General features: G+C 70.1%; 20 protein-coding genes. 19 read left to right on the forward strand and 1 reads right to left on the reverse strand.

All coding sequences use genetic code 11. The features are described 5' to 3' along the window. The first annotated feature begins 19 nt into the window (after positions 1 to 19). The 18 genes from E0500_RS36060 (at position 20) to nusB (ending at position 19,224) form a co-directional block, all read left to right on the forward strand. Positions 20 to 655 (forward strand): vitamin K epoxide reductase family protein, encoded by a 636-nt coding sequence (locus tag E0500_RS36060; protein WP_131563022.1) that lies wholly within the window; start codon positions 20 to 22, stop codon positions 653 to 655. A 53-nt stretch (positions 656 to 708) separates the two neighbouring features. Further along, complete coding sequence (locus E0500_RS36065; protein ID WP_131563024.1) at positions 709 to 2,064, forward strand: replication-associated recombination protein A; 1,356 nt, start codon at positions 709 to 711, stop codon at positions 2,062 to 2,064. Between the two features lie 343 nt (positions 2,065 to 2,407). Continuing rightward, positions 2,408 to 3,022 (forward strand): 30S ribosomal protein S4, encoded by a 615-nt coding sequence (gene rpsD / locus E0500_RS36070; RefSeq protein ID WP_131563026.1) that lies wholly within the window; start codon positions 2,408 to 2,410, stop codon positions 3,020 to 3,022. 213 nt (positions 3,023 to 3,235) lie between these two features. After that, positions 3,236 to 3,682, forward strand: a complete 447-nt coding sequence (locus E0500_RS36075; protein ID WP_131563029.1) for a DUF948 domain-containing protein — start codon at positions 3,236 to 3,238, stop codon at positions 3,680 to 3,682. A gap of 3 nt (positions 3,683 to 3,685) precedes the next feature. After that, entirely contained in the window at positions 3,686 to 4,042 is a 357-nt protein-coding gene (locus tag E0500_RS36080; protein WP_131563031.1) for a DUF6167 family protein, read from the forward strand. Then, positions 4,042 to 6,714 carry an alanine--tRNA ligase gene (gene alaS / locus E0500_RS36085; RefSeq protein ID WP_131563033.1) on the forward strand — a complete coding sequence of 891 codons (2,673 nt, stop codon included), beginning with the start codon at positions 4,042 to 4,044 and terminating at the stop codon, positions 6,712 to 6,714. The genes E0500_RS36080 and alaS overlap by 1 nt, the downstream gene beginning before the upstream one ends. Positions 6,715 to 6,749: 35 nt before the next feature. Then, complete coding sequence (gene ruvX / locus E0500_RS36090) at positions 6,750 to 7,214, forward strand: Holliday junction resolvase RuvX (RefSeq protein ID WP_131563035.1); 465 nt, start codon at positions 6,750 to 6,752, stop codon at positions 7,212 to 7,214. A gap of 115 nt (positions 7,215 to 7,329) precedes the next feature. Further along, on the forward strand, positions 7,330 to 9,081 hold the full coding sequence (mltG, locus tag E0500_RS36095; RefSeq protein WP_131563038.1) for an endolytic transglycosylase MltG: 1,752 nt from the start codon (positions 7,330 to 7,332) through the stop codon (positions 9,079 to 9,081). Next, complete coding sequence (locus E0500_RS36100) at positions 9,078 to 9,914, forward strand: shikimate dehydrogenase (protein WP_131563040.1); 837 nt, start codon at positions 9,078 to 9,080, stop codon at positions 9,912 to 9,914. The genes mltG and E0500_RS36100 overlap by 4 nt, the downstream gene beginning before the upstream one ends. Before the next feature lie 137 nt (positions 9,915 to 10,051). Continuing rightward, positions 10,052 to 12,259, forward strand: a complete 2,208-nt coding sequence (locus E0500_RS36105; RefSeq protein WP_131563042.1) for a xanthine dehydrogenase family protein molybdopterin-binding subunit — start codon at positions 10,052 to 10,054, stop codon at positions 12,257 to 12,259. 36 nt (positions 12,260 to 12,295) lie between these two features. Beyond that, complete coding sequence (locus E0500_RS36110; RefSeq protein WP_131563044.1) at positions 12,296 to 12,754, forward strand: (2Fe-2S)-binding protein; 459 nt, start codon at positions 12,296 to 12,298, stop codon at positions 12,752 to 12,754. 226 nt (positions 12,755 to 12,980) lie between these two features. Continuing rightward, positions 12,981 to 14,165, forward strand: a complete 1,185-nt coding sequence (gene aroC / locus E0500_RS36115; RefSeq protein ID WP_131563047.1) for a chorismate synthase — start codon at positions 12,981 to 12,983, stop codon at positions 14,163 to 14,165. Further along, entirely contained in the window at positions 14,162 to 14,677 is a 516-nt protein-coding gene (locus E0500_RS36120) for a shikimate kinase (RefSeq protein ID WP_131563049.1), read from the forward strand. Before aroC ends, E0500_RS36120 begins: the two co-directional genes overlap by 4 nt. Next, entirely contained in the window at positions 14,674 to 15,765 is a 1,092-nt protein-coding gene (gene aroB / locus E0500_RS36125; RefSeq protein WP_131563051.1) for a 3-dehydroquinate synthase, read from the forward strand. The genes E0500_RS36120 and aroB overlap by 4 nt, the downstream gene beginning before the upstream one ends. A 170-nt stretch (positions 15,766 to 15,935) precedes the next feature. After that, positions 15,936 to 16,799 (forward strand): Pro-rich N-terminal domain-containing protein, encoded by an 864-nt coding sequence (locus E0500_RS36130; protein WP_131563053.1) that lies wholly within the window; start codon positions 15,936 to 15,938, stop codon positions 16,797 to 16,799. A gap of 155 nt (positions 16,800 to 16,954) precedes the next feature. Then, a complete protein-coding gene (locus E0500_RS36135; RefSeq protein ID WP_131563055.1) occupies positions 16,955 to 18,064 on the forward strand; it encodes an aminopeptidase P family protein in 1,110 nt (369 codons plus the stop codon). Positions 18,065 to 18,226: 162 nt separating this feature from the next. Then, on the forward strand, positions 18,227 to 18,793 hold the full coding sequence (gene efp, locus E0500_RS36140; RefSeq protein WP_093831276.1) for an elongation factor P: 567 nt from the start codon (positions 18,227 to 18,229) through the stop codon (positions 18,791 to 18,793). Between the two features lie 2 nt (positions 18,794 to 18,795). Further along, positions 18,796 to 19,224, forward strand: a complete 429-nt coding sequence (gene nusB, locus E0500_RS36145; protein ID WP_131563057.1) for a transcription antitermination factor NusB — start codon at positions 18,796 to 18,798, stop codon at positions 19,222 to 19,224. Positions 19,225 to 19,385: 161 nt separating this feature from the next. Here the strand turns inward: nusB and bldD are convergent, their stop codons facing one another. Then, positions 19,386 to 19,886 carry a transcriptional regulator BldD gene (gene bldD, locus E0500_RS36150; RefSeq protein WP_131563059.1) on the reverse strand — a complete coding sequence of 167 codons (501 nt, stop codon included), beginning with the start codon at positions 19,884 to 19,886 and terminating at the stop codon, positions 19,386 to 19,388. A 244-nt stretch (positions 19,887 to 20,130) separates the two neighbouring features. On the opposite strand from bldD, the gene pyrR reads away from it, so the two are divergent. Continuing rightward, entirely contained in the window at positions 20,131 to 20,703 is a 573-nt protein-coding gene (gene pyrR, locus E0500_RS36155; RefSeq protein WP_131563061.1) for a bifunctional pyr operon transcriptional regulator/uracil phosphoribosyltransferase PyrR, read from the forward strand. The last annotated feature ends 94 nt before the right edge of the window (positions 20,704 to 20,797 follow it).

Consider the following 20,797-nt stretch of genomic DNA (forward strand, 5'->3'; position numbering starts at 1 on the left):
AAGCTACGGATACGACGAGATGAGCAAGACGACAGTCAAGGACGTCTCCATCGAGCGGGAACGAGCCGACGCCTCGCACGGCGTGGGCGGCAGCCGCGCCTTCGCGGTCCTCCTGCTGATCACCGGCGCGGCCGGGCTGCTGGCCTCCTGGGTCATCACGATCGACAAGTTCAAGCTCCTGGAGGACCCCGGCTTCACGCCCGGGTGCAGCCTGAACCCCGTCGTCTCCTGCGGCAACATCATGAAGAGCGAGCAGGCGTCGGCCTTCGGGTTCCCCAACCCGATGCTCGGCCTCGTCGCGTACGGCATCGTGATCTGCGTCGGCATGAGCCTCCTCGCCCGCGCCACGTTCCCGCGCTGGTACTGGCTCACCTTCAACGCCGGCACCGTCTTCGGCGTCGGCTTCTGCACCTGGCTGCAGTACCAGTCGCTGTACAACATCAACTCGCTGTGCCTGTGGTGCTCCCTGGCCTGGGTCGCCACGATCGTCATGTTCTGGTATGTGACGTCGTTCAACGTCCGCCACGGCTTCCTGCCCGCGCCGAACTGGCTGAAGGGCTTCTTCGGCGAGTTCACCTGGGTCCTGCCCGTGATGCACGTCGGCATCATCGGCATGCTGATCCTGACCCGCTGGTGGGACTTCTGGACCAGCTGACGGCGATCGGGCACCCGAGGGCGTTGTCAGTGGGGTGACATAGGGTTTCGGACGTGGAGCCCGACCTGTTCACCGCAGCCGCCGAAGAACGCCAGGAGAAGGACCCGTCCGGCAGTCCCCTGGCCGTGCGCATGCGCCCGCGCACCCTCGACGAGGTCGTGGGCCAGCAGCACCTGCTCAAGCCCGGCTCACCCCTGCGCAGACTGGTCGGCGAGTCCGGAGGCGGCCCGGCCGGTCCGTCCTCCGTGATCCTCTGGGGCCCGCCCGGCACCGGCAAGACCACCCTCGCGTACGTCGTCTCCAAGGCCACCAACAAGCGCTTCGTCGAGCTCTCCGCGATCACCGCCGGTGTGAAGGAGGTCCGCGCGGTCATCGACGGCGCGCGCCGCGCCACCGGCGGCTTCGGCAAGGAGACCGTCCTCTTCCTCGACGAGATCCACCGCTTCAGCAAGGCCCAGCAGGACTCCCTGCTCCCGGCCGTCGAGAACCGCTGGGTGACCCTGATCGCGGCGACAACGGAGAACCCGTACTTCTCGGTGATCTCCCCCCTCCTGTCCCGCTCCCTCCTCCTCACCCTCGAACCGCTCACCGACGACGACGTGCGCGGGCTTCTGCGCCGCGCCCTCACCGACGAGCGCGGCCTGTCAGGCGCCGTCACCCTCCCCGAGGACACCGAGGAGCACCTGCTGCGGATCGCCGGCGGCGACGCCCGCCGCGCGCTCACCGCTCTCGAGGCCGCCGCCGGAGCCGCCCTCGACAAGGGCGGGACGGAGATCGGCCTCACGACCCTGGAGGAGACCGTCGACCGTGCCGCCGTGAAGTACGACCGCTCCGGCGACCAGCACTACGACGTGGCGAGCGCCCTCATCAAGTCCATCCGCGGCTCCGACGTCGACGCGGCCCTGCACTACCTGGCCCGCATGATCGAGGCCGGCGAGGATCCCCGGTTCATCGCCCGCCGCCTGATGATCTCCGCCAGCGAGGACATCGGCCTCGCCGATCCGAACGCACTGCCCATAGCCGTCGCCGCCGCCCAGGCGGTCGCCATGATCGGCTTCCCCGAGGCCGCGCTCACCCTCAGCCACGCCACTATCGCCCTGGCCCTCGCCCCCAAGTCCAACTCCGCGACCATGGCGATCGGCGCCGCGATGGAGGACGTACGCAAGGGGCTGGCCGGTCCGGTGCCCCCGCACCTGCGGGACGGGCACTACAAGGGTGCCGCCAAGCTGGGGCACGCGCAGGGGTACGTCTACCCACACGACCTGCCCGAGGGGATCGCCGCCCAGCAGTACGCCCCTGACGCCCTCCAGGACCGCGAGTACTACGCCCCGACCAGGCACGGAGCCGAGGCGCGCTACGCGGACGCCGTCGAGTGGACCCGGAAACACCTCGGTCGGAAGCGGTCCTGACCACCCTGTAGACTTGGTCGAAGCGCTGAGTCCCGCGTCCGGCACCTCGCAAGAGGGGCCGGCACCACCAGAGCGGGACATCCAGCCGGAACCCCGAGGCCGCGAGGCCCCGAGGATCCAGGAGCGTCGCGCACCGTCGAAGGTGTCGCGGGCAGCCCACCACCCTCCCGAATCCCGGGAACGGTCGGTGGGCCACTCGCGTGCTGCACGTATGTGCCCAGACCTGGGAGCGGCTGCCCGTCAGGCCCGTCAACCGGCCTCACGGGTTTCCCGGGCTGCGGATGCGACCTCCCCTAACCCTGGTGAAGCCGATTTCAAAAGAGAAACACGAGGTGTTTGGTTCATGGCGAACCAGTCCCGCCCCAAGGTCAAGAAGTCGCGTGCCCTCGGCATCGCGCTGACCCCGAAGGCCGTCAAGTACTTCGAGGCCCGCCCCTACCCGCCGGGCGAGCACGGTCGCGGCCGCAAGCAGAACTCGGACTACAAGGTCCGTCTGCTGGAGAAGCAGCGTCTGCGTGCGCAGTACGACGTGTCCGAGCGCCAGCTCGTCCGCGCCTACGAGCGTGCCTCCAAGGTCCAGGGCAAGACCGGTGAGGCCCTGATCATCGAGCTGGAGCGTCGCCTTGACGCCCTGGTCCTGCGTTCGGGCATCGCCCGCACGATCTACCAGGCCCGCCAGATGGTCACCCACGGCCACATCGAGGTCAACGGCCACAAGGTCGACAAGCCGTCCTTCCGCGTCAAGCCGGACGACGTCGTCATGGTCCGTGAGCGCAGCCGCCAGAAGCCGCTGTTCGAGGTCGCCCGCGAGGGTGGCTTCGCCGCCGACGGCGAGACCCCGCGCTACCTCCAGGTGAACCTCAAGGCCCTGGCGTTCCGCCTGGACCGCGAGCCGAACCGCAAGGAGATCCCGGTGATCTGCGACGAGCAGCTCGTCGTCGAGTACTACGCCCGCTGATCGCCCCACAGCGCGAGCGGACGTAGTACTTTCCGCGCGTCAGCCCGTCGTCTCCCCGCCCACCGTGGCGGACGGGACGGCGGGCTCTCGTATCTGGAGGTTCCGGAGCCAGGTAATGCGGTACGGAGTGGTACCCCCGGCGCGATAGGCTCGGGGGCACGACTTTTCGACGTTCAGGCATGTTCCGACGTGTTGCAGGGAGCGGGTGCACAAGTGTCCGGTGGAGAGGTGGCCGGGATCCTGGTGGCCGTCTTCTGGGCGATCCTGGTCTCCTTCCTCGCCGTCGCACTGGCGAGGCTGGCCCAGACGCTCAAGGCGACCACCAAGCTCGTCGCGGACGTGACCGACCAGGCCGTCCCGCTCCTCGCCGACGCCTCCGAGGCGGTTCGCTCCGCGCAGACCCAGATCGACCGGGTCGACGCGATCGCCTCGGACGTCCAGGAGGTCACGTCGAACGCGTCGGCACTCTCCACCACCGTCGCGTCCACCTTCGGCGGCCCCCTGGTGAAGGTGGCGGCGTTCGGCTACGGCGTGCGCCGCGCCATGGGCCGTCGTGAGGACGAGCCCGCCGGCAAGGCGCCCCGACGCACCGTGATCGTGGGCCGCACCGTCCCGTCCGCGCGGCGGGCGAAGCGGAACACCCGGGACAAGAAGGACTGACCGATGTTCCGCCGTACCTTCTGGTTCACCGCCGGCGCAGCCGCGGGCGTGTGGGCCACCACCAAGGTCAACCGCAAGCTGAGGCAGCTGACCCCCGAGAGCCTCGCCGCGACGGCGGCGAACAAGGCGATCGAGACGGGCCAGCGACTCAAGGACCGCGCGGTCGGCTTCGCAGTCGACGTCCGCGACGGCATGGCCCAGCGCGAGGCCGAACTCGGCGACGCGCTCGGCCTGAACACGTCCGTCGACCACGAACTCCCGGCCCCCCGGCGTCACGCCGCGATCGAGAACCGCAACAAGCCGAAGACGTACGTCGTCGAGGGGACGTCGTACTCGTACAACCGGAATGAGGACCACTGATGGAGTCGGCTGAAATCCGCCGCCGCTGGTTGAGCTTCTTCGAGGAGCGCGGTCACACCGTCGTCCCTTCGGCGTCGCTCATCGCGGACGACCCGACTCTGCTCCTCGTCAACGCCGGCATGGTGCCCTTCAAGCCCTACTTCCTGGGCGAGACCACGCCGCCGTACCCGCGCGCCACCAGCGTGCAGAAGTGCGTGCGCACGCCGGACATCGAGGAGGTCGGCAAGACCACCCGGCACGGCACGTTCTTCCAGATGTGCGGCAACTTCTCCTTCGGCGACTACTTCAAGGAAGGCGCCATCACCTACGCCTGGGAGCTGCTCACCGCCTCCCAGGACAAGGGCGGCTACGGCCTGGACCCGGAGAAGCTCTGGATCACCGTCTACAAGGAGGACGACGAGGCCGAGCGCATCTGGCGCGACGTCGTCGGCGTCCCCGCCGAGCGCATCCAGCGCCTGGGCATGGGCCCCAACTTCTGGTCCATGGGCGTCCCCGGCCCCTGCGGTCCGTGTTCCGAGATCAACTACGACCGCGGTCCGGAGTTCGGTGAGGAGGGCGGCCCCGCCGTCAACGACGAGCGGTACGTGGAGATCTGGAACCTGGTCTTCATGCAGTACGAGCGCGGCGAGGGCACCGGCAAGGAGGACTTCCCGATCCTCGGTGAACTGCCCGCCAAGAACATCGACACGGGCCTCGGCCTGGAGCGTCTCGCCATGATTCTGCAGGGCGTGCAGAACATGTACGAGATCGACACCTCCATGGCCGTCATCGACAAGGCCACGGAGCTCACCGGTGTCCGCTACGGCGAGGCCCACACCTCCGACGTCTCCCTGCGCGTGGTCACCGACCACATGCGCACCTCCGTGATGCTCATCGGCGACGGCGTCACCCCCGGCAACGAGGGCCGCGGCTACGTCCTGCGCCGCATCATGCGCCGCGCCATCCGCAACATGCGGCTCCTCGGGGCCACGGGACCGGTCGTGAAGGACCTGATCGACACCGTCATCGAGATGATGGGCCAGCAGTACCCCGAGCTCATCACCGACCGCGAGCGCATCGAGAAGGTCGCCCTCGCCGAGGAGGCCCGCTTCCTCAAGACGCTGAACTCCGGCACCAACGTCCTCGACACCGCCGTGACCGAGACCAAGGCCGCCGGCTCCACTGTCCTGCCCGGCGACAAGGCCTTCCTGCTCCACGACACCTGGGGCTTCCCGATCGACCTCACCCTCGAAATGGCCGCCGAACAGGGCCTGTCCGTGGACGAGGACGGCTTCCGCCGCCTGATGAAGGAGCAGCGGGAGCGCGCCAAGGCCGACGCCCGGGCCAAGAAGACCGGCCACGCCGACCTCGGCGCCTACCGCGAGATCGCCGACTCCTCCGGCGAGACCGACTTCATCGGCTACTCGCAGACCGAGGGCGAGTCCAGGGTCGTCGGCATCCTCGTCGACGGGGTGTCCTCGCCCGCCGCCACTGAGGGCGACGAGGTCGAGATCGTCCTCGACCGCACCCCGTTCTACGCCGAGGGCGGCGGCCAGATCGGCGACACCGGCCGGATCAAGGTGGACTCCGGCGCCGTCATCGAGGTCCGCGACTGCCAGAAGCCGGTCCCGGGTGTGTACGTTCACAAGGGCGTCGTCCAGGTCGGCGAGGTCACCGTCGGCGCCACGGCCCACGCCTCGATCGACTCCCGCCGCCGCAAGGCCATCGCCCGCGCCCACTCGGCCACCCACCTCACCCACCAGGCCCTGCGCGACGCCCTCGGCCCGACGGCCGCCCAGGCCGGTTCCGAGAACCAGCCGGGCCGGTTCCGCTTCGACTTCGGTTCGCCGTCCGCCGTGCCGACGGCCGTGATGACCGATGTCGAGCAGAAGATCAACGAGGTCCTCGCCCGCGATCTCGACGTGCACGCCGAGATCATGGGCATCGACGAGGCCAAGAAGCAGGGCGCCATCGCCGAGTTCGGCGAGAAGTACGGCGACAGCGTCCGCGTCGTGACCATCGGCGACTTCTCCAAGGAGCTGTGCGGCGGCACGCACGTCCACAACACCGCCCAGCTGGGCCTGGTCAAGCTCCTCGGTGAGTCCTCGATCGGCTCCGGAGTGCGCCGTATCGAGGCCCTGGTCGGCGTCGACGCCTACAACTTCCTGGCCCGTGAGCACACGGTCGTGGCCCAGCTCCAGGAACTGATCAAGGGGCGCCCCGAGGAGCTCCCGGAGAAGGTCTCCGCCATGCTCGGCAAGCTGAAGGACGCCGAGAAGGAGATCGAGAAGTTCCGCGCCGAGAAGGTCCTCCAGGCCGCCGCCGGGCTCGCCGAGTCCGCCAAGGACGTCCGCGGTGTCGCCGTGGTCACCGGCCAGGTCCCGGACGGCACGACTCCGGACGACCTGCGCAAGCTGGTCCTCGATGTGCGCGGCCGCATGCAGGGCGGCCGGGCCGCCGTGGTCGCCCTGTTCACGGTGAACAACGGAAAGCCGCTGACGGTCATCGCCACCAACGAGGCCGCCCGCGAGCGCGGTCTGAAGGCCGGCGACCTGGTCCGTACGGCCGCCAAGACCCTCGGCGGCGGCGGTGGCGGCAAGCCGGACGTCGCTCAGGGCGGCGGCCAGAACCCGACCGCCGTCGGCGAGGCCGTCGACGCGGTCGAGCGCCTGGTCGGAGAGACGGCCAAGTAACGCTCGATGGGACCACGCAGGAATCGACGGTGAACATGCGCAAGGGACGTCGGCTCGCGATCGATGTAGGGGACGCCCGGATCGGGGTCGCCTCGTGCGACCCCGACGGGATCCTCGCGACACCCGTCGAAACGGTTCCGGGACGTGATGTCCCGGCTGCGCAGCGCCGGTTGAAGCAGCTCGTCGAGGAGTACGAGCCCATCGAGGTGATCGTCGGCCTCCCTCGCTCCCTGAAGGGCGGCGAGGGACCGGCGGCGGTCAAAGTGAGGGGCTTCGCACAGGAGTTGGCCCGCACCATCGTCCCCGTGCCGGTGAGGCTCGTGGACGAGCGGATGACCACGGTGACGGCCAGCCAGGGGCTGCGCGCCTCCGGTGTGAAGTCCAAGAAGGGCAGATCGGTGATCGACCAGGCGGCAGCCGTGATCATCCTGCAACAGGCGCTCGAATCGGAGCGGGTGTCAGGTACAGCACCCGGCGACCCCGTCGAAGTGGTCATCTGATCGCGATACGGTAACGTTCCGGCGCGATGCGGCAGTATTCGAACAGCTGCCGCACAGATCGAGGCGGGACGGGAGCGGAGCCGCGCGACCGCCGCCTCGCGGCTCTAGGGGATCGATGACTGAGTATGGCCGGAGCCCAGGCTCCGAACCGTGGCATCCCGAGGACCCGTTGTACGGGGACGGCGGATGGGGAGGACAGCAGGCCCACGCGGGTCAGCAGGCCCCCTACGGCGGCCAGCCGCAGCAGTACCCGGAGCAGCCGCAGCAGCCGCAGTACGGCGACTGGGGCAGCGGCCAGCAGCCCGGCTACGGCCAGGCGCAGCATCAGTACCCGTACTACGAGGGACAAGGTCACCAGCAGTATCCCGGCCAGGCCCAACCGCAGCACCCCGGCCAGGGTCACCAGCAGTACCCCGATCAGGGACAGCAGCAGTACCAGGGCGGGGGCTGGGACACCGGCACCCACGAGCACGCCCAAGCCGCCTACCCCGCCGGCCCGGGGGACTCCTACGGGGGGCAGAACGCCGCGTACGGCGGCGGACAGCACGACCACTACGGCGCACCCGACGCGTACCCGCAGCAGGGGCCGGAGCCCCCGGTGAGCCGCCGGACCGAGCCCGAGCCGCCGGGGACCGACTGGGATCCCGGCCCGGACCAGGGCGAGCACGCCTTCTTCGCGGGCGCGGGCGACGACGATGACGACGACTCCGACGAGCCGGGCGGCCGCGGGGGACGTGGCGACCGGAAGGGCAAAGGCGCCAAGGGCGGCAAGGGCGGCAAGAAACGCCGCAGCGGCTGTGCCTGCCTGGTGGTCGTTCTCGTACTCGGCGGCGGTGTCGGCGGAGTCGGTTATTTCGGCTATCAGTTCTACCAAAATCGTTTCGGCGCGGCTCCCGACTACGCGGGGGACGGCACGGCCGAGACGGTGACCGTCACCATTCCGAAGGGTGCGGGCGGTTATGCGATCGGGCAGGAGCTGAAGAAGGCCGGCGTCGTCAAGAGCGTCGACGCCTTCGTGACCGCGCAGGCGAACAACGCCAAGGGCGCCACGATCCAGGCGGGCGTCTACGTACTGAAGAAGGAGATGTCCGCCGCGAGCGCCGTCTCGCTGATGCTCAGCGACGAGAGCCGCAACAACCTGGTCATCGCCGAGGGACGGCGCAACACCCAGATCTACGAGCTGATCGACAAACGTCTGGGAGTCAAGTCGGGCACGACCGAGGAAGTCGCCAAGAAGGAATGGAAGTCCCTCGGCCTTCCGGACTGGGCCAACGACAACGAGGACATCAAGGAGCCGCTGGAGGGATTCCTCTACCCGTCCAGTTATCCCGTGTCCAAGGGCATGAAGCCCAAGGACGTCCTGAAGGAAATGGTCGATTTCTCCAAGCAGAAGTACGCCGACCTCGGGCTGGAGCAGAAGGCGAAGTCGCTCGACCTCGACAGCCCGCTCCAGGTCCTCACCGTGGCGAGTCTCGTCCAGGCGGAGGGCAAGTCCAAGAGCGACTTCGAAAAGGTCGCCAGGGTCGTGTACAACCGGCTGAAGCCGGACAACACCGAGACATACGGCCTGCTCGACTTCGACTCCACGGTGAACTACCTGCGCGGCGAGTCCAAGCTGGCCACGGGATCGGTCGACCAACTGAGGCAGATCGACGACCCGTACAACACCTACAAGATCAAGGGCCTGCCGCCCGGACCGATCAGCAATCCGGGCGAGGTGGCGATCCAGGCGGCCCTCAAGCCGGCCAAGGGCAACTGGTATTACTTCGTCTCGATCAGCGAGGACGAGACACTCTTCGCCGAGACCAACGAAGAACAGAACCGCAATCGCGAAAAGTACCTCGAAGCACAGAAGAACGGACAATGACCCGCAGCGACACCAAGCGCCGAGCCGCCGTCCTCGGCTCCCCGATCGCCCACTCGCTCTCCCCGGTGCTGCACCGGGCCGCATACACGGCGTTGGGGCTCGACGACTGGTCGTACGACCGCTTCGAGGTCGACGAGGAGACGCTGGCGGAGTTCTTCGGAAAGCTGGGTCCCGAGTGGGCCGGGCTGTCGCTGACCATGCCGCTGAAGCGGGTCGTCATCCCGCTGCTCGACGAGATCAGCGAGACGGCCGCCTCCGTCGAGGCCGTCAACACCGTCGTGTTCACCGAGGACGGGCGGAGCCTCGGTGACAACACCGACATCCCCGGCATGATCGCCGCCCTGCGTGAGCGGGGCATCGAGCAGGTCGACTCGGCCGCGATCCTCGGCGCGGGCGCCACCGCGTCCTCCGCGCTGGCGGCACTCGCCCGGATCTGCACCGGCGAGGTCGTCGCGTACGTACGGAGCGAGGCGCGCGCCGCAGAGATGCGGCAGTGGGGCGAGCGGCTCGACGTCGACGTGCGTACGGCGGACTGGGCGGACGCGGCACAGGCGCTGCGCGCACCGCTCGTCATCGCCACCACCCCGGCCGGCACGACCGACGCACTGGCCGCGGCCCTCCCGGAACGGCCCGCGACCCTCTTCGACGTGCTGTACGACCCGTGGCCGACCGCGCTCGCGGCGCGCTGGTCCGCGTACGGCGGCGCTGTCGTCAGCGGACTCGACCTGCTCGTGCACCAGGCGGTGCTCCAGGTCGAGCAGATGACGGGGCATGCCCCGGCCCCGCTGGACATCATGCGAAAAGCCGGGGAACACGCTCTGGCCGGCCGGTAGGTCCGCTCAGTTCCGCCGGGGGGAACCGGGGGAGCGGCGCGTGGTGATCCTGTGAAATTCCGGTACCGAGGAGTAACCGCAGGTCATGATCTCCGGGCTGCCCGGGCCGCATCGGCGGGCCGCCGAACGGAGCCACCATGACACGTCACGCCCGGCGCAGGTTTCTCACCTATCTCGTGGCCGCGCCCACCCTCGCCGTCGCGACGAAGATCGGCCTGGACGCCTACGCGCCCGGCAACGCCGACGCGGCGATTCCCACGCCACCCGCACCGGCCGATCTGGTCGACCTGGGTGACCTGCTGATCCTGGCCGGGAAGCCCACCGCGAACATGCTCGTGCTGAGCATCGACGAGGACGGCGACGTCCACTTCCGGCTGCCGCGCGAGGAGGTGGGCCAGGGGCTCACCACCGCCGTGGCCATGCTGGTCGCCGAGGAACTGGACACCCCGCTGGACCGGGTCCACATCCAACTGGACGACGCCCGGCCCGAGTTGCTCTTCAACCAGCTCACCGGCAGCTCCAACTCGATCCGTTCGCTGTACGACCCGGTGCGTCACACCGCGGCGGCCGCGCGGGCCCGGATGGTCGGAGCCGCCGCGGACAGATGGGGACTGAAGGCGAGCGAACTGACGGTACGCGCGGGCGTGGTGGTCGCACCGGACGGCCGAACCGCCTCGTACGGCTCGCTGTCGGCGGCCGCCGCCTCCCTCGAACCGGTCGCGCTGACGGTCACGCCGAAGAAGGAGTCCGAGCACACCCTCGTCGGCACCCCCACCTCGCGCATCGACGCCCGCGCCCTGGTCACCGGCAAGCACGCGTACACCCTCGACCTCGATGTCCCCGGCGCCAAGCCCTGCATGGTGCGCCGCCCGCCGACCGTCAACGGCACCGTGAAGGCCGTCAACAACGAGTCCGCCGTACGGGCCATGCCGGGCGTCCTCGACGTGGTCACCCTCGACACGGGCGTCGCCGTGGTCGCCGAGACGTTCGGGCAGGCCCTCGACGCCAAGGAGGCACTGGACGTCACCTGGGGCACCGGCACCGTCGACGCGCTCTCGGACGACGACATCAGGGCCGGACTGAAGGCGGCGACACCGGCGCTGGACGTGCTCGGAGTCCTGGTGAAGAAGGTGGAGGCCGAGTTCGACTTCGCGTTCGCCAGTCACGCGCCGATGGAGACCAACTCGGCCGTCGCGGACGTACGGGCGGACCGCGCGGAGATCTGGTCCGGGCTGAAGTCGCCGATCGCGGCCCAGGCGGCGATCGCGAAGGCCGTCGGCCTGCCGGTCTCCGAAGTGACGGTGCACGTGGTGCAGTCGGGCGGCTCCTTCGGACGGCGCCTCTTCCACGACGCGGCTCTGGAGGCCGCCGTCGTGTCGAAGAAGAGCGGCCGTCCCGTACGACTGATGTGGTCGCGCATCGACGACATGCGGCAAGGGCGGATGCGGCCCGCCACCCACCACCGCGTCCGCGCCACCTACGCGGCCGGGCAGGTGCTCACCTTCCAGCACCAGGTGGCGGCGGTGGAGACCGACTTCCGGCACGGGCTCGGCGACGCGGTCAGCGCCGCAGCGGCCGATCTGCCCACCGGCATCGGCAACGCGACCTTCGCGCAGACCCTGTTCCTCACCACCGTGAAGTCCCCCTACAACTTCGGCGTGACGACACAGGCGCTCACCGAGGTGCCGTTCAGGATGCACACCGGATCGTGGCGGTCCGTGTACTCGGCCAACACCCGCGGGGCCGAGGAGATCGTCGTGGACGAGCTGGCGGCGAAGCTCGGCAAGGATCCCGTCGCCTTCCGGCGCGCGTTCCTCAAGACCGCCCGGCAGCGAGCCGTCCTCGACCAGGTTGCCGCGGCAGGAGACTGGGGCCGGAGATTGCCCGGCGGCTGGGCCCAGGGCGTCGGCTTCCACGAGGAGTACAAGTCCTGTACCGCGTGTCTGGTCGAGATCGACGCCACCGACCCGAAGAAGCCCCGGGTGACCAAGGCGGTGATCGCCGCCGACGTGGGCCGTGTGATCAACCCGCGCGGCCTGGAGGCGCAGCTGCTCGGCGGCCTCACGGACGCCATCTCCACCACCCTGCGGGCCGGGCTCCACATCGACAAGGGGCTCCCGCTGGAGGGCAGCTACTCGCAGTTCCACTACGCACGCCAGAAGGACTCCCCGAGGGACGTGAAGATCTTCGTCATCGAGGGCGCCGACGAACCCGGCGGCGCGGGCGAACTCGGTGTCCCCGCGGCCGTCGGCGCCGTCGCCAACGCCTACGCCCGGGCCACCGGCATCAGGCCGCGCAGCTTTCCCGTCAACTTCGACATCGACTTCACCCCCTTCCCGCGCTGACCCGCGGACCACCCACGCCTGGTTCCAGGAGCACCCATGCCGTCCCACACCTTCACCGTCAACGGGGAGACCGTCACCGTCGACGCCCCGGACGACCTGCCCCTCCTGTGGGCACTGCGCGATCTGCTCGGTGTCCGCGGCCCCAAGTACGGCTGCGGCATCGACGTCTGCAAGGCGTGCACCAGCCATCTCGACGGTGAGGCCGTCCGGCCCTGCGTAGTCCCGGTCTCCGAGGCCGCGGGCCGCGAGGTCACCACCATCGAAGGGCTCGCCGACGGCGACCGGCTCCACCCCGTCCAGGAGGCATGGCTGGAACAGGACGTCGCCCAGTGCGGCTACTGCCAGCCCGGCCAGATCATGGCCGCCGTCGCACTCCTCAAGCGCACGAGGAACCCCACCGACGCCGACATCGACGAGATCGCGAACGTCTGCCGCTGCGGGACGTACTTCCGCATCCGCGAGGCGATCAAGAGCGCGGCGGACCGGATGGCGTGACCGGACCGGGGGCGTGACAGGGGAGGTGGCGTGACGGGGGCGGAGCCCGCGGCTGCGGTCTCCTCGCGTCCGCCTGATGGACCTGCGACCAGCCCCGGGACCGGACGTGGGAGGATCGGAGGTGGCGGGCCCGGGCCGCGCACCCGGTGGCGCCGTCGCCGTACGCGAGGACGCGCGTACGCAAGGGCAGTACGCAGTACCAGGGCGCGAGCACTGAGGAGCACCGTTGAGCAGGTTGCGCTGGCTGACCGCGGGGGAGTCCCACGGTCCCGCACTCGTCGCGACGCTGGAGGGCCTTCCCGCCGGCGTGCCGATCACCACGGAGATGGTGGCGGACCACCTGGCTCGGCGGCGGCTCGGCTACGGACGCGGTGCGCGCATGAAGTTCGAGCGGGACGAGATCACCTTCATCGGCGGTGTACGGCACGGCCTGACGCTGGGCTCCCCGGTGGCGATCATGGTGGGCAACACCGAGTGGCCGAAGTGGGAGCAGGTGATGGCGGCCGACCCGGTGGACCCGGAGGTGCTCGCCGGTCTGGCCCGTAACGCGCCCCTGACCCGTCCCCGGCCCGGCCACGCGGACCTCGCGGGCATGCAGAAGTACGGGTTCGACGAGGCGCGTCCGGTGCTGGAGCGGGCCAGTGCGCGGGAGACCGCCGCCCGGGTGGCCCTGGGTGCGGTGGCGCGGTCGTACCTGAAGGAGACCGCCGGGATCGAGATCCTCTCGCACGTGGTGGAGCTGGCGGCGGCGAAGGCGCCCTACGGCGTCTACCCCACGCCCTCGGACGTCGAGAAGCTGGACGCCGACCCGGTGCGCTGCCTGGACGCCGACGCGTCGAAGGCGATGGTCGCGGAGATCGACCAGGCCCACAAGGACGGTGACACGCTCGGCGGTGTGGTGGAGGTGCTGGCGTACGGGGTGCCGGTCGGTCTCGGCTCGCACGTGCACTGGGACCGGCGCCTGGACGCACGCCTCGCGGGTGCGCTGATGGGCATCCAGGCCATCAAGGGCGTCGAGGTCGGAGACGGCTTCGAGCTGGCCCGCGTGCCCGGCTCGCAGGCTCATGACGAGATCGTGCAGACGGACGAAGGCGTCCGGCGCGCCACGGGCCGCTCGGGCGGCACCGAGGGCGGTCTGACCACGGGCGAGCTGCTGAGGGTGCGGGCGGCGATGAAGCCGATCGCGACCGTGCCGCGGGCCCTGGCCACGATCGACGTGGCCACCGGCGAGGAGGCCAAGGCCCATCACCAGCGCTCCGACGTCTGCGCGGTCCCGGCCGCCGGTATCGTCGCCGAGGCCATGGTCGCGCTGGTGCTCGCGGACGCGGTGGCGGAGAAGTTCGGTGGCGACAGTGTGGTGGAGACCCGCCGCAACGTGCGCTCGTACCTTGAGAACCTGGCGATTCGATGAGCGCCCCACTGATCGTCCTGGTCGGTCCGATGGGCGTGGGCAAGTCCACCGTCGGGCAGCTGCTGGCCGAGCGGCTCGGCGTGGGCTACCGGGACACCGACGACGACATCGTCGCGGAGCAGGGCCGCACGATCGCGGACATCTTCGTCGACGAGGGCGAGCCCGCCTTCCGGGCCATCGAGAAGCGGGCGGTGCGCACCGCTCTCGCCGAGCACGCCGGTGTCCTGGCGCTGGGCGGCGGCTCCATCCTCGACGCCGACACCCGCGCGGCGCTGGCCGGCCTGCAGGTGGTCTACCTGTCGATGGACGTGGAGGAGGCGGTCCGGCGCACCGGCCTGAACACGGCCCGCCCGCTGCTCGCGGTCAACCCGCGCCGGCAGTGGCGGGAGCTGATGGAGGCCCGCCGCCATCTGTACACCGAGATCGCCCACGCGGTCGTACCCACCGACCACCGCACGCCCGAAGAAGTCACCCAAGCCGTCCTGGACGCAACGGAGTTGAAGGAAGCATGAGCGAGGCAGTCACCCGGATCCAGGTCGGCGGCACAGCGGGCACCGACCCGTACGAGGTCCTGGTCGGCCGGCAACTCCTCGGCGAGCTGGGCGGGTTGATCGGGAGCACGGCCAAGCGGGTGGCCGTCATCCACCCCGAGGCGCTGGCCGACACCGGGGAGGCGCTGCGAGCCGACCTGGCCGAGCAGGGCTACGAGGCCGTCGCGATCCAGGTGCCGAACGCGGAGGAGGCCAAGACCGCCGAGGTCGCCGCCTACTGCTGGAAGGCGCTGGGCCAGTCCGGGTTCACCCGTACCGACGTCATCGTGGGCGTGGGCGGTGGCGCCACCACGGACCTGACCGGGTTCGTGGCCGCGACCTGGCTGCGCGGAGTCCGCTGGATCGCCATCCCCACCACCGTGCTGGCCATGGTGGACGCGGCCGTCGGCGGCAAGACCGGTATCAACACGGCCGAGGGCAAGAACCTCGTCGGCGCCTTCCACCCGCCGGCCGGTGTGCTGTGCGACCTGGCCGCGCTGGACTCGCTGCCGGTCAACGACTACGTGTCCGGGCTCGCCGAGGTCATCAAGGCCGGGTTCATCGCCGATCCGGTGATCCTGGAGCTGATCGAGTCCGACCCACAGGCTGCCCGCACCCCGGCCGGTCCGCACACCGCCGAGCTGATCGAGCGGTCCATCAAGGTCAAGGCCGAGGTCGTCTCGTCCGACCTGAAGGAATCCGGGCTGCGCGAGATCCTCAACTACGGGCACACCCTCGGGCACGCGATCGAGAAGAACGAGCGCTACAAGTGGCGGCATGGTGCGGCCGTCTCCGTGGGTATGCACTTCGCCGCCGAACTCGGGCGTCTGGCAGGCCGGTTGGACGATGCGACCGCCGACCGCCACCGCACCGTCCTGGAGTCGGTGGGCCTGCCGCTGCACTACCGTCACGACCAGTGGCCCAAGCTGCTGGAGACGATGAAGGTCGACAAGAAGTCCCGCGGCGATCTGCTGCGCTTCATCGTCCTCGACGGACTGGCCAAGCCCACCGTCCTGGAGGGCCCCGACCCGGCCGTCCTGCTCGCCGCCTACGGCGAAGTGGGGCAGTAACGCCCACTCGGACGCCGTAGGCCCGATTCGCCTTGTGAGCATGGGCACTTCGGACCGCCCCCGGCCGTTCACCAAACGACGGCCGGGGGCGGTACCGTTCGGGAGGGACCGGGGTGCCAGCGCCCCGCCTGCCAGCGCCAATGTGACTGTACGAGACGGAGTGGCACCGGATGCAGCACGCAGTGGGGGCTCCGCTGCCGCCGCCCCACCAGCCGGGGCAGGGACCGTCGACCGGTTGGTCGTCGGCCGGACACCACAACCCGGGACACCCGGGGCCCGTACCGTCGCCCCCGCCCCCGCCGGGGTTCGCCGGAGCACCGGTCCCGCCGGGTGCCCCGCAGGTCCCGCACCACGCGCCGCCGCAACCCGCCTCCGCCCCACCCTCGCGGGAGACGACCGGACATGTGCAACTGCCGCCGGGCGGCCCCGTCGGCATACCGAGCGCACCGCCCGCCGCGGGCGTGCCCGATCCCACGGCCACCACGCTCGCGGTCCTGCTCATCGGCCCGGCGGGCGCGGGCAAGACGAGCGTGGCCAAGTACTGGGCGGACCACCGTCGGGTGCCCACGGCCCACATCAGCCTCGACGACGTCCGCGAATGGGTGCGCTCGGGCTTCGCCGACCCGCAGTCGGGGTGGAACGACCACTCGGAGGCGCAGTATCGTCTCGCCCGCCGCACCTGCGGTTTCGCCGCCCGTAACTTCCTGGCGAACGGCATCTCCTGCATCCTCGACGACGCCGTCTTCCCGGACCGCCCGGTCGTCGGGCTCGGCGGCTGGAAGCGGCACGTCGGGCCCGGGCTGCTGCCGGTCGTGCTGCTGCCCGGCCTGGAGATAGTCCTGGAGCGCAACGCCGAGCGCACCGGCAACCGCCGCCTCACCGACGAGGAGGTCGCGCGCATCCACGGCCGCATGGCCGGCTGGTACGGCTCCGGGCTGCCCATCATCGACAACTCCCAGCTTGACGTGCCCGCGACGGCACAGCTTCTGGACGACGTACTGGCCCGGTCGATCGCGAGCCCGCCGAAGTGGTAGGCGAGCGGCCCGAGGGCGCGTGATCGCCGGGGCGTGCGCCCCTGGTGGGTACGCGCACGCCTGAGCGCCGTGTGCTGTGCCCTCATCAGTGGGGTCGCCGCCCGACCGGCCCTCCTGAACCGGCGGTATGCGGCAACCGCTCGTAGGCTCGGCACATGTCAGAGGTGTACGCGGCCCGCCGGGCCCGGCTACGGGAGCACTGCAACGCGGGCGGCACCGCGACCGCGCTCGTCACCCGCCCGGCCAACGTGCGCTATCTCGCGGGGGCCGCGCCACAGGGCGCCGTCCTGCTGCTGGGCCCGGAGGACGACCTGCTGCTGTGCGGCGACGCACCAGGTGGCGGGCGTGACCACGACGCACGCCCCGACGAGGCGCTGCGGGTGCACCCGCTGCCCGGCGCGGGCGGTGATCCCGCGGTCGCCGCCGCCGACCTCGCCGCAGCCGACGGTGCCGAGTCACTCGCGGTCGAGGAGCACCACCTCACCGTCACCCGGCACCGCGCCATCGCCTCGGTGGCCCCCCGGCTGCGCCTCGACGACCTCGCCGGCACGGTCGAGCAGCTGCGCGTCGTCAAGGACGAGGAGGAGATCTCCTGCCTGCGGATCGGCGCGGAGATCGCCGACCAGGCGCTGAGCGAGCTGCTGGAGTCGATCCTCGTCGGCCGTACCGAACGTCATCTCGCCCTTGAACTGGAGCGCCGGCTCGTCGACCACGGCGCCGATGGCCCGGCCTTCGCGACCTCCGTCGCCACCGGCCCCAACGCCGGCCGTCGTCTGCACCGCCCCACCGACCGCCGCGTCGAGGAGGGCGACTTCCTGTCCGTCTGCCTGGGCGCGGCGTACCGCGGCTACCGCTGCGAGATCGGCCGTACCTTCGTCATCGGCACCTCCCCGGCCGACTGGCAGATCGACCTGTACGACCTGGTCTTCGCCGCCCAGCGCGCCGGCCGCGAGTCGCTGGCACCCGGCGCGGCATACCGTGACGTGGACCGCGTGGCCCGCCAGGTGCTGGACTCCGCCGGGTATGCGGAAGGCATCCCACCACTGATGGGACACGGTGTCGGACTCGAAATCGACGAGGACCCGCAGTTGGCTCCCGCGGCCATGGGTAAACTGGACGCTTGCGTGCCGGTCACCGTCGAACCGGGGGTCCACCTCCCGGGCCGGGGCGGCGTCCGGATCGATGACACGCTCGTCGTCCGCCCCGAGGCGGACGGCGGACCCGAGCTACTCACCATCACGACCAAGGAGCTGCTCGCGCTCTAGCGACACCAGGGAAGTTCAGGCACGTCCCCACGCCGCCCGGCACACACCGGCTGTTGACACAAGCCGCTGCCGCGGCGGGCACGGGAACGCACCCGCACCTCCCCGGCGCCGCTCAGCGCGTGCCCCGGGGTCGTCCACGTCAGTCCAGGAGATTCCGCAACCGTGGCTTCCACGAACGACCTCAAGAACGGCCTGGTGCTCAAGCTCGACGGCGGCCAGCTCTGGTCCGTCGTCGAGTTCCAGCACGTCAAGCCCGGCAAGGGCCCGGCCTTCGTGCGCACCAAGCTCAAGAACGTGCTCTCCGGCAAGGTCGTCGACAAGACCTTCAACGCCGGCGTCAAGGTCGAAACGGCCACCGTCGACAAGCGCGACATGCAGTTCTCGTACATGGACGGCGAGTACTTCGTCTTCATGGACATGGAGACCTACGACCAGCTCATGGTCGACCGCAAGGCCGTCGGCGACGCCGCCAACTTCCTCATCGAGGGCTTCACCGCCACCGTCGCGCAGCACGAGGGCGAGGTGCTCTTCGTCGAGCTGCCGGCCGCCGTCGAGCTCGTGGTCCAGGAGACCGAGCCGGGCGTCCAGGGCGACCGCTCCACGGGCGGCACCAAGCCTGCCACGCTGGAGACCGGTCACCAGATCCAGGTCCCGCTCTTCATCACCACCGGTGAGAAGATCAAGGTCGACACCCGCACGAGCGACTACCTCGGCCGGGTGAACAGCTAACCGTGGCTGCCCGTAACACGGCCCGTAAGCGTGCCTTCCAGATCCTCTTCGAGGGCGACCAGCGCGGGGCCGACGTCCTGACGGTCCTCGCGGACTGGATCCGGCACTCCCGGTCCGACACCCGGCAGCCGCCGGTGAGTGAGTACACCATGCAGCTGGTCGAGGGGTATGCGAAGCGTGCGCAGCGGATCGACGAGCTGATCGCGCAGTACTCGGTGGGCTGGACGCTGGACCGGATGCCGGTGGTCGACCGCAACATCCTGCGTCTTGGCGCGTACGAACTGATCTGGGTCGACGAGACTCCCGATGCTGTTGTGCTGGATGAAATGGTGCAGCTGGCGAAGGAGTTCTCGACGGACGAGTCGCCCGCGTTCGTGAACGGTCTGCTGGGGCGTCTGAAGGATCTGAAGCCGTCGCTCCGCAGGGAGTAGCGCCGTAGGGGACCTGTGCGGGGCAGCTGTCGGCCGTCTGTGATCGCTCGTGCAGCTCCCCGCGCCCCACTCAGCGCGTGGACGGAAAAGCCGCCGGGGTGGCTGGAACCATGAGGTTCCGGCCACCCCGGCGGCACGTTTCTGCTGGGAGCCCGAGGCTCTCAGCTCTCGTCGTGGGACACCGCGCGGCGCGCGTCCGAGTCGAGGACGCCCCAGCTGATCAGCTGCTCGGTGAGGACCGAGGGCGACTGGTCGTAGATGACGGCGAGTGTGCGCAGGTCGTCCTGGCGGATCGACAGCACCTTGCCGTTGTAGTCACCGCGCTGGGACTGGATCGTCGCCGCGTAGCGCTGGAGAGGGCCCGCTTTCTCGACCGGCACGTGGGCCAGGCGCTCCAGGTCCAGCACGAGCTTCGGCGGCGGCTCGGCGGCCCCACCGGGAGTGCTGCCCGGCAGCAGCTCCTGCACCGGAACCCCGTAGAAATCGGCCAGTTCGGCAAGGCGCTGCACGGTGACGGCGCGGTCGCCGCGCTCGTACGAACCGACCACGACCGCCTTCCAGCGTCCCTGGGACTTCTCCTCGACACCGTGGAGGGAAAGGCCCTGCTGGGTGCGGATGGCCCGGAGCTTGGCCCCGAGCTGTTTGGCGTATTCGCTGGACATATAGCTCCCGGACGCTGTGTCGACGTGCGGTGGTGCCGCACGGCTGGTGACTCACTGTGAGGTTACGCAGCGTTACTCTGCCCCGTCAAGCCGAATGGTCCGGACCGACTCTTCCGTGGTAACCCCCCATCCGTTACTCCAGGGGTGTGATCAGGGCCGTTATTCCGGCCTGCTACCGTTGATGGCGCAAATCCGACGTCCTTTAAGGTCCGTCCCGTGAGGCGGAGAAGGAGGTCCGTTTCATATGGACACGCAAGCGCCAGATCCGAGGCCCGTACTCGAGGGCCCCGACATCGCGCGGGTACTGACCCGCATCGCCCACGAGATCGTCGAGCGCGCCAAGGGCGCCGACGACGTGGTGCTCCTCGGCATTCCGACCCGGGGCGTCTTCCTCGCCCAGCGGATCGCCGCCAAGCTCGGGGCGATCACCGACCGCAAGATCCCGGTCGGCTCGCTCGACATCACCATGTACCGCGACGACCTGCGCATGCAGCCCCCGCGCGCGCTGGCCCGTACGGAGATCCCCGGTGACGGCGTAGATGGCCGCCTGGTCGTCCTCGTCGACGACGTGCTCTTCTCCGGCCGCACCATCCGCGCCGCGCTCGACGCGCTGAACGACATCGGGCGCCCGCGCGCGGTGCAACTCGCGGTCCTCGTCGACCGCGGCCACCGCGAACTGCCCATCCGCGCCGACTACGTCGGCAAGAACCTCCCCACGTCGCTGCGGGAGACGGTCAAGGTCCAGCTTGCCGAGGAGGACGGTCGGGACACCGTCCTGCTCGGTGCGAAGCGGACCGCCCCGGGCGCGCAGCAGTAGCGCTGCGGCGTACGGCGCTGCCGTACGCCCGAACAGTGCGCTCGTGCGCGCCCGCCTGCCCGGCCGCGCCACTGTGGCGGGGCCTCGCCTCCCG

It is taken from the genome of Streptomyces sp. KM273126 (assembly GCF_004337435.2).
In the GTDB taxonomy this organism is placed as follows: domain Bacteria; phylum Actinomycetota; class Actinomycetes; order Streptomycetales; family Streptomycetaceae; genus Streptomyces; species Streptomyces acidicola.

Coding starts and splice junctions, on each gene's coding strand:
- rpsD (WP_131563026.1), top strand. CDS start 2,408: ATGGCGAACCAGTCCCGCCCCAAGGTCAAGAAGTCGCGTGCCCTCGGC.
- E0500_RS36080 (WP_131563031.1), top strand. CDS start 3,686: ATGTTCCGCCGTACCTTCTGGTTCACCGCCGGCGCAGCCGCGGGCGTG.
- E0500_RS36100 (WP_131563040.1), top strand. CDS start 9,078: ATGACCCGCAGCGACACCAAGCGCCGAGCCGCCGTCCTCGGCTCCCCG.
- E0500_RS36130 (WP_131563053.1), top strand. CDS start 15,936: ATGCAGCACGCAGTGGGGGCTCCGCTGCCGCCGCCCCACCAGCCGGGG.
- pyrR (WP_131563061.1), top strand. CDS start 20,131: ATGGACACGCAAGCGCCAGATCCGAGGCCCGTACTCGAGGGCCCCGAC.
- bldD (WP_131563059.1), bottom strand. CDS start 19,886: ATGTCCAGCGAATACGCCAAACAGCTCGGGGCCAAGCTCCGGGCCATC.
- alaS (WP_131563033.1), top strand. CDS start 4,042: ATGGAGTCGGCTGAAATCCGCCGCCGCTGGTTGAGCTTCTTCGAGGAG.
- mltG (WP_131563038.1), top strand. CDS start 7,330: ATGACTGAGTATGGCCGGAGCCCAGGCTCCGAACCGTGGCATCCCGAG.
- E0500_RS36105 (WP_131563042.1), top strand. CDS start 10,052: ATGACACGTCACGCCCGGCGCAGGTTTCTCACCTATCTCGTGGCCGCG.
- ruvX (WP_131563035.1), top strand. CDS start 6,750: ATGCGCAAGGGACGTCGGCTCGCGATCGATGTAGGGGACGCCCGGATC.
- E0500_RS36135 (WP_131563055.1), top strand. CDS start 16,955: ATGTCAGAGGTGTACGCGGCCCGCCGGGCCCGGCTACGGGAGCACTGC.
- E0500_RS36120 (WP_131563049.1), top strand. CDS start 14,162: ATGAGCGCCCCACTGATCGTCCTGGTCGGTCCGATGGGCGTGGGCAAG.
- aroB (WP_131563051.1), top strand. CDS start 14,674: ATGAGCGAGGCAGTCACCCGGATCCAGGTCGGCGGCACAGCGGGCACC.
- E0500_RS36060 (WP_131563022.1), top strand. CDS start 20: ATGAGCAAGACGACAGTCAAGGACGTCTCCATCGAGCGGGAACGAGCC.
- E0500_RS36110 (WP_131563044.1), top strand. CDS start 12,296: ATGCCGTCCCACACCTTCACCGTCAACGGGGAGACCGTCACCGTCGAC.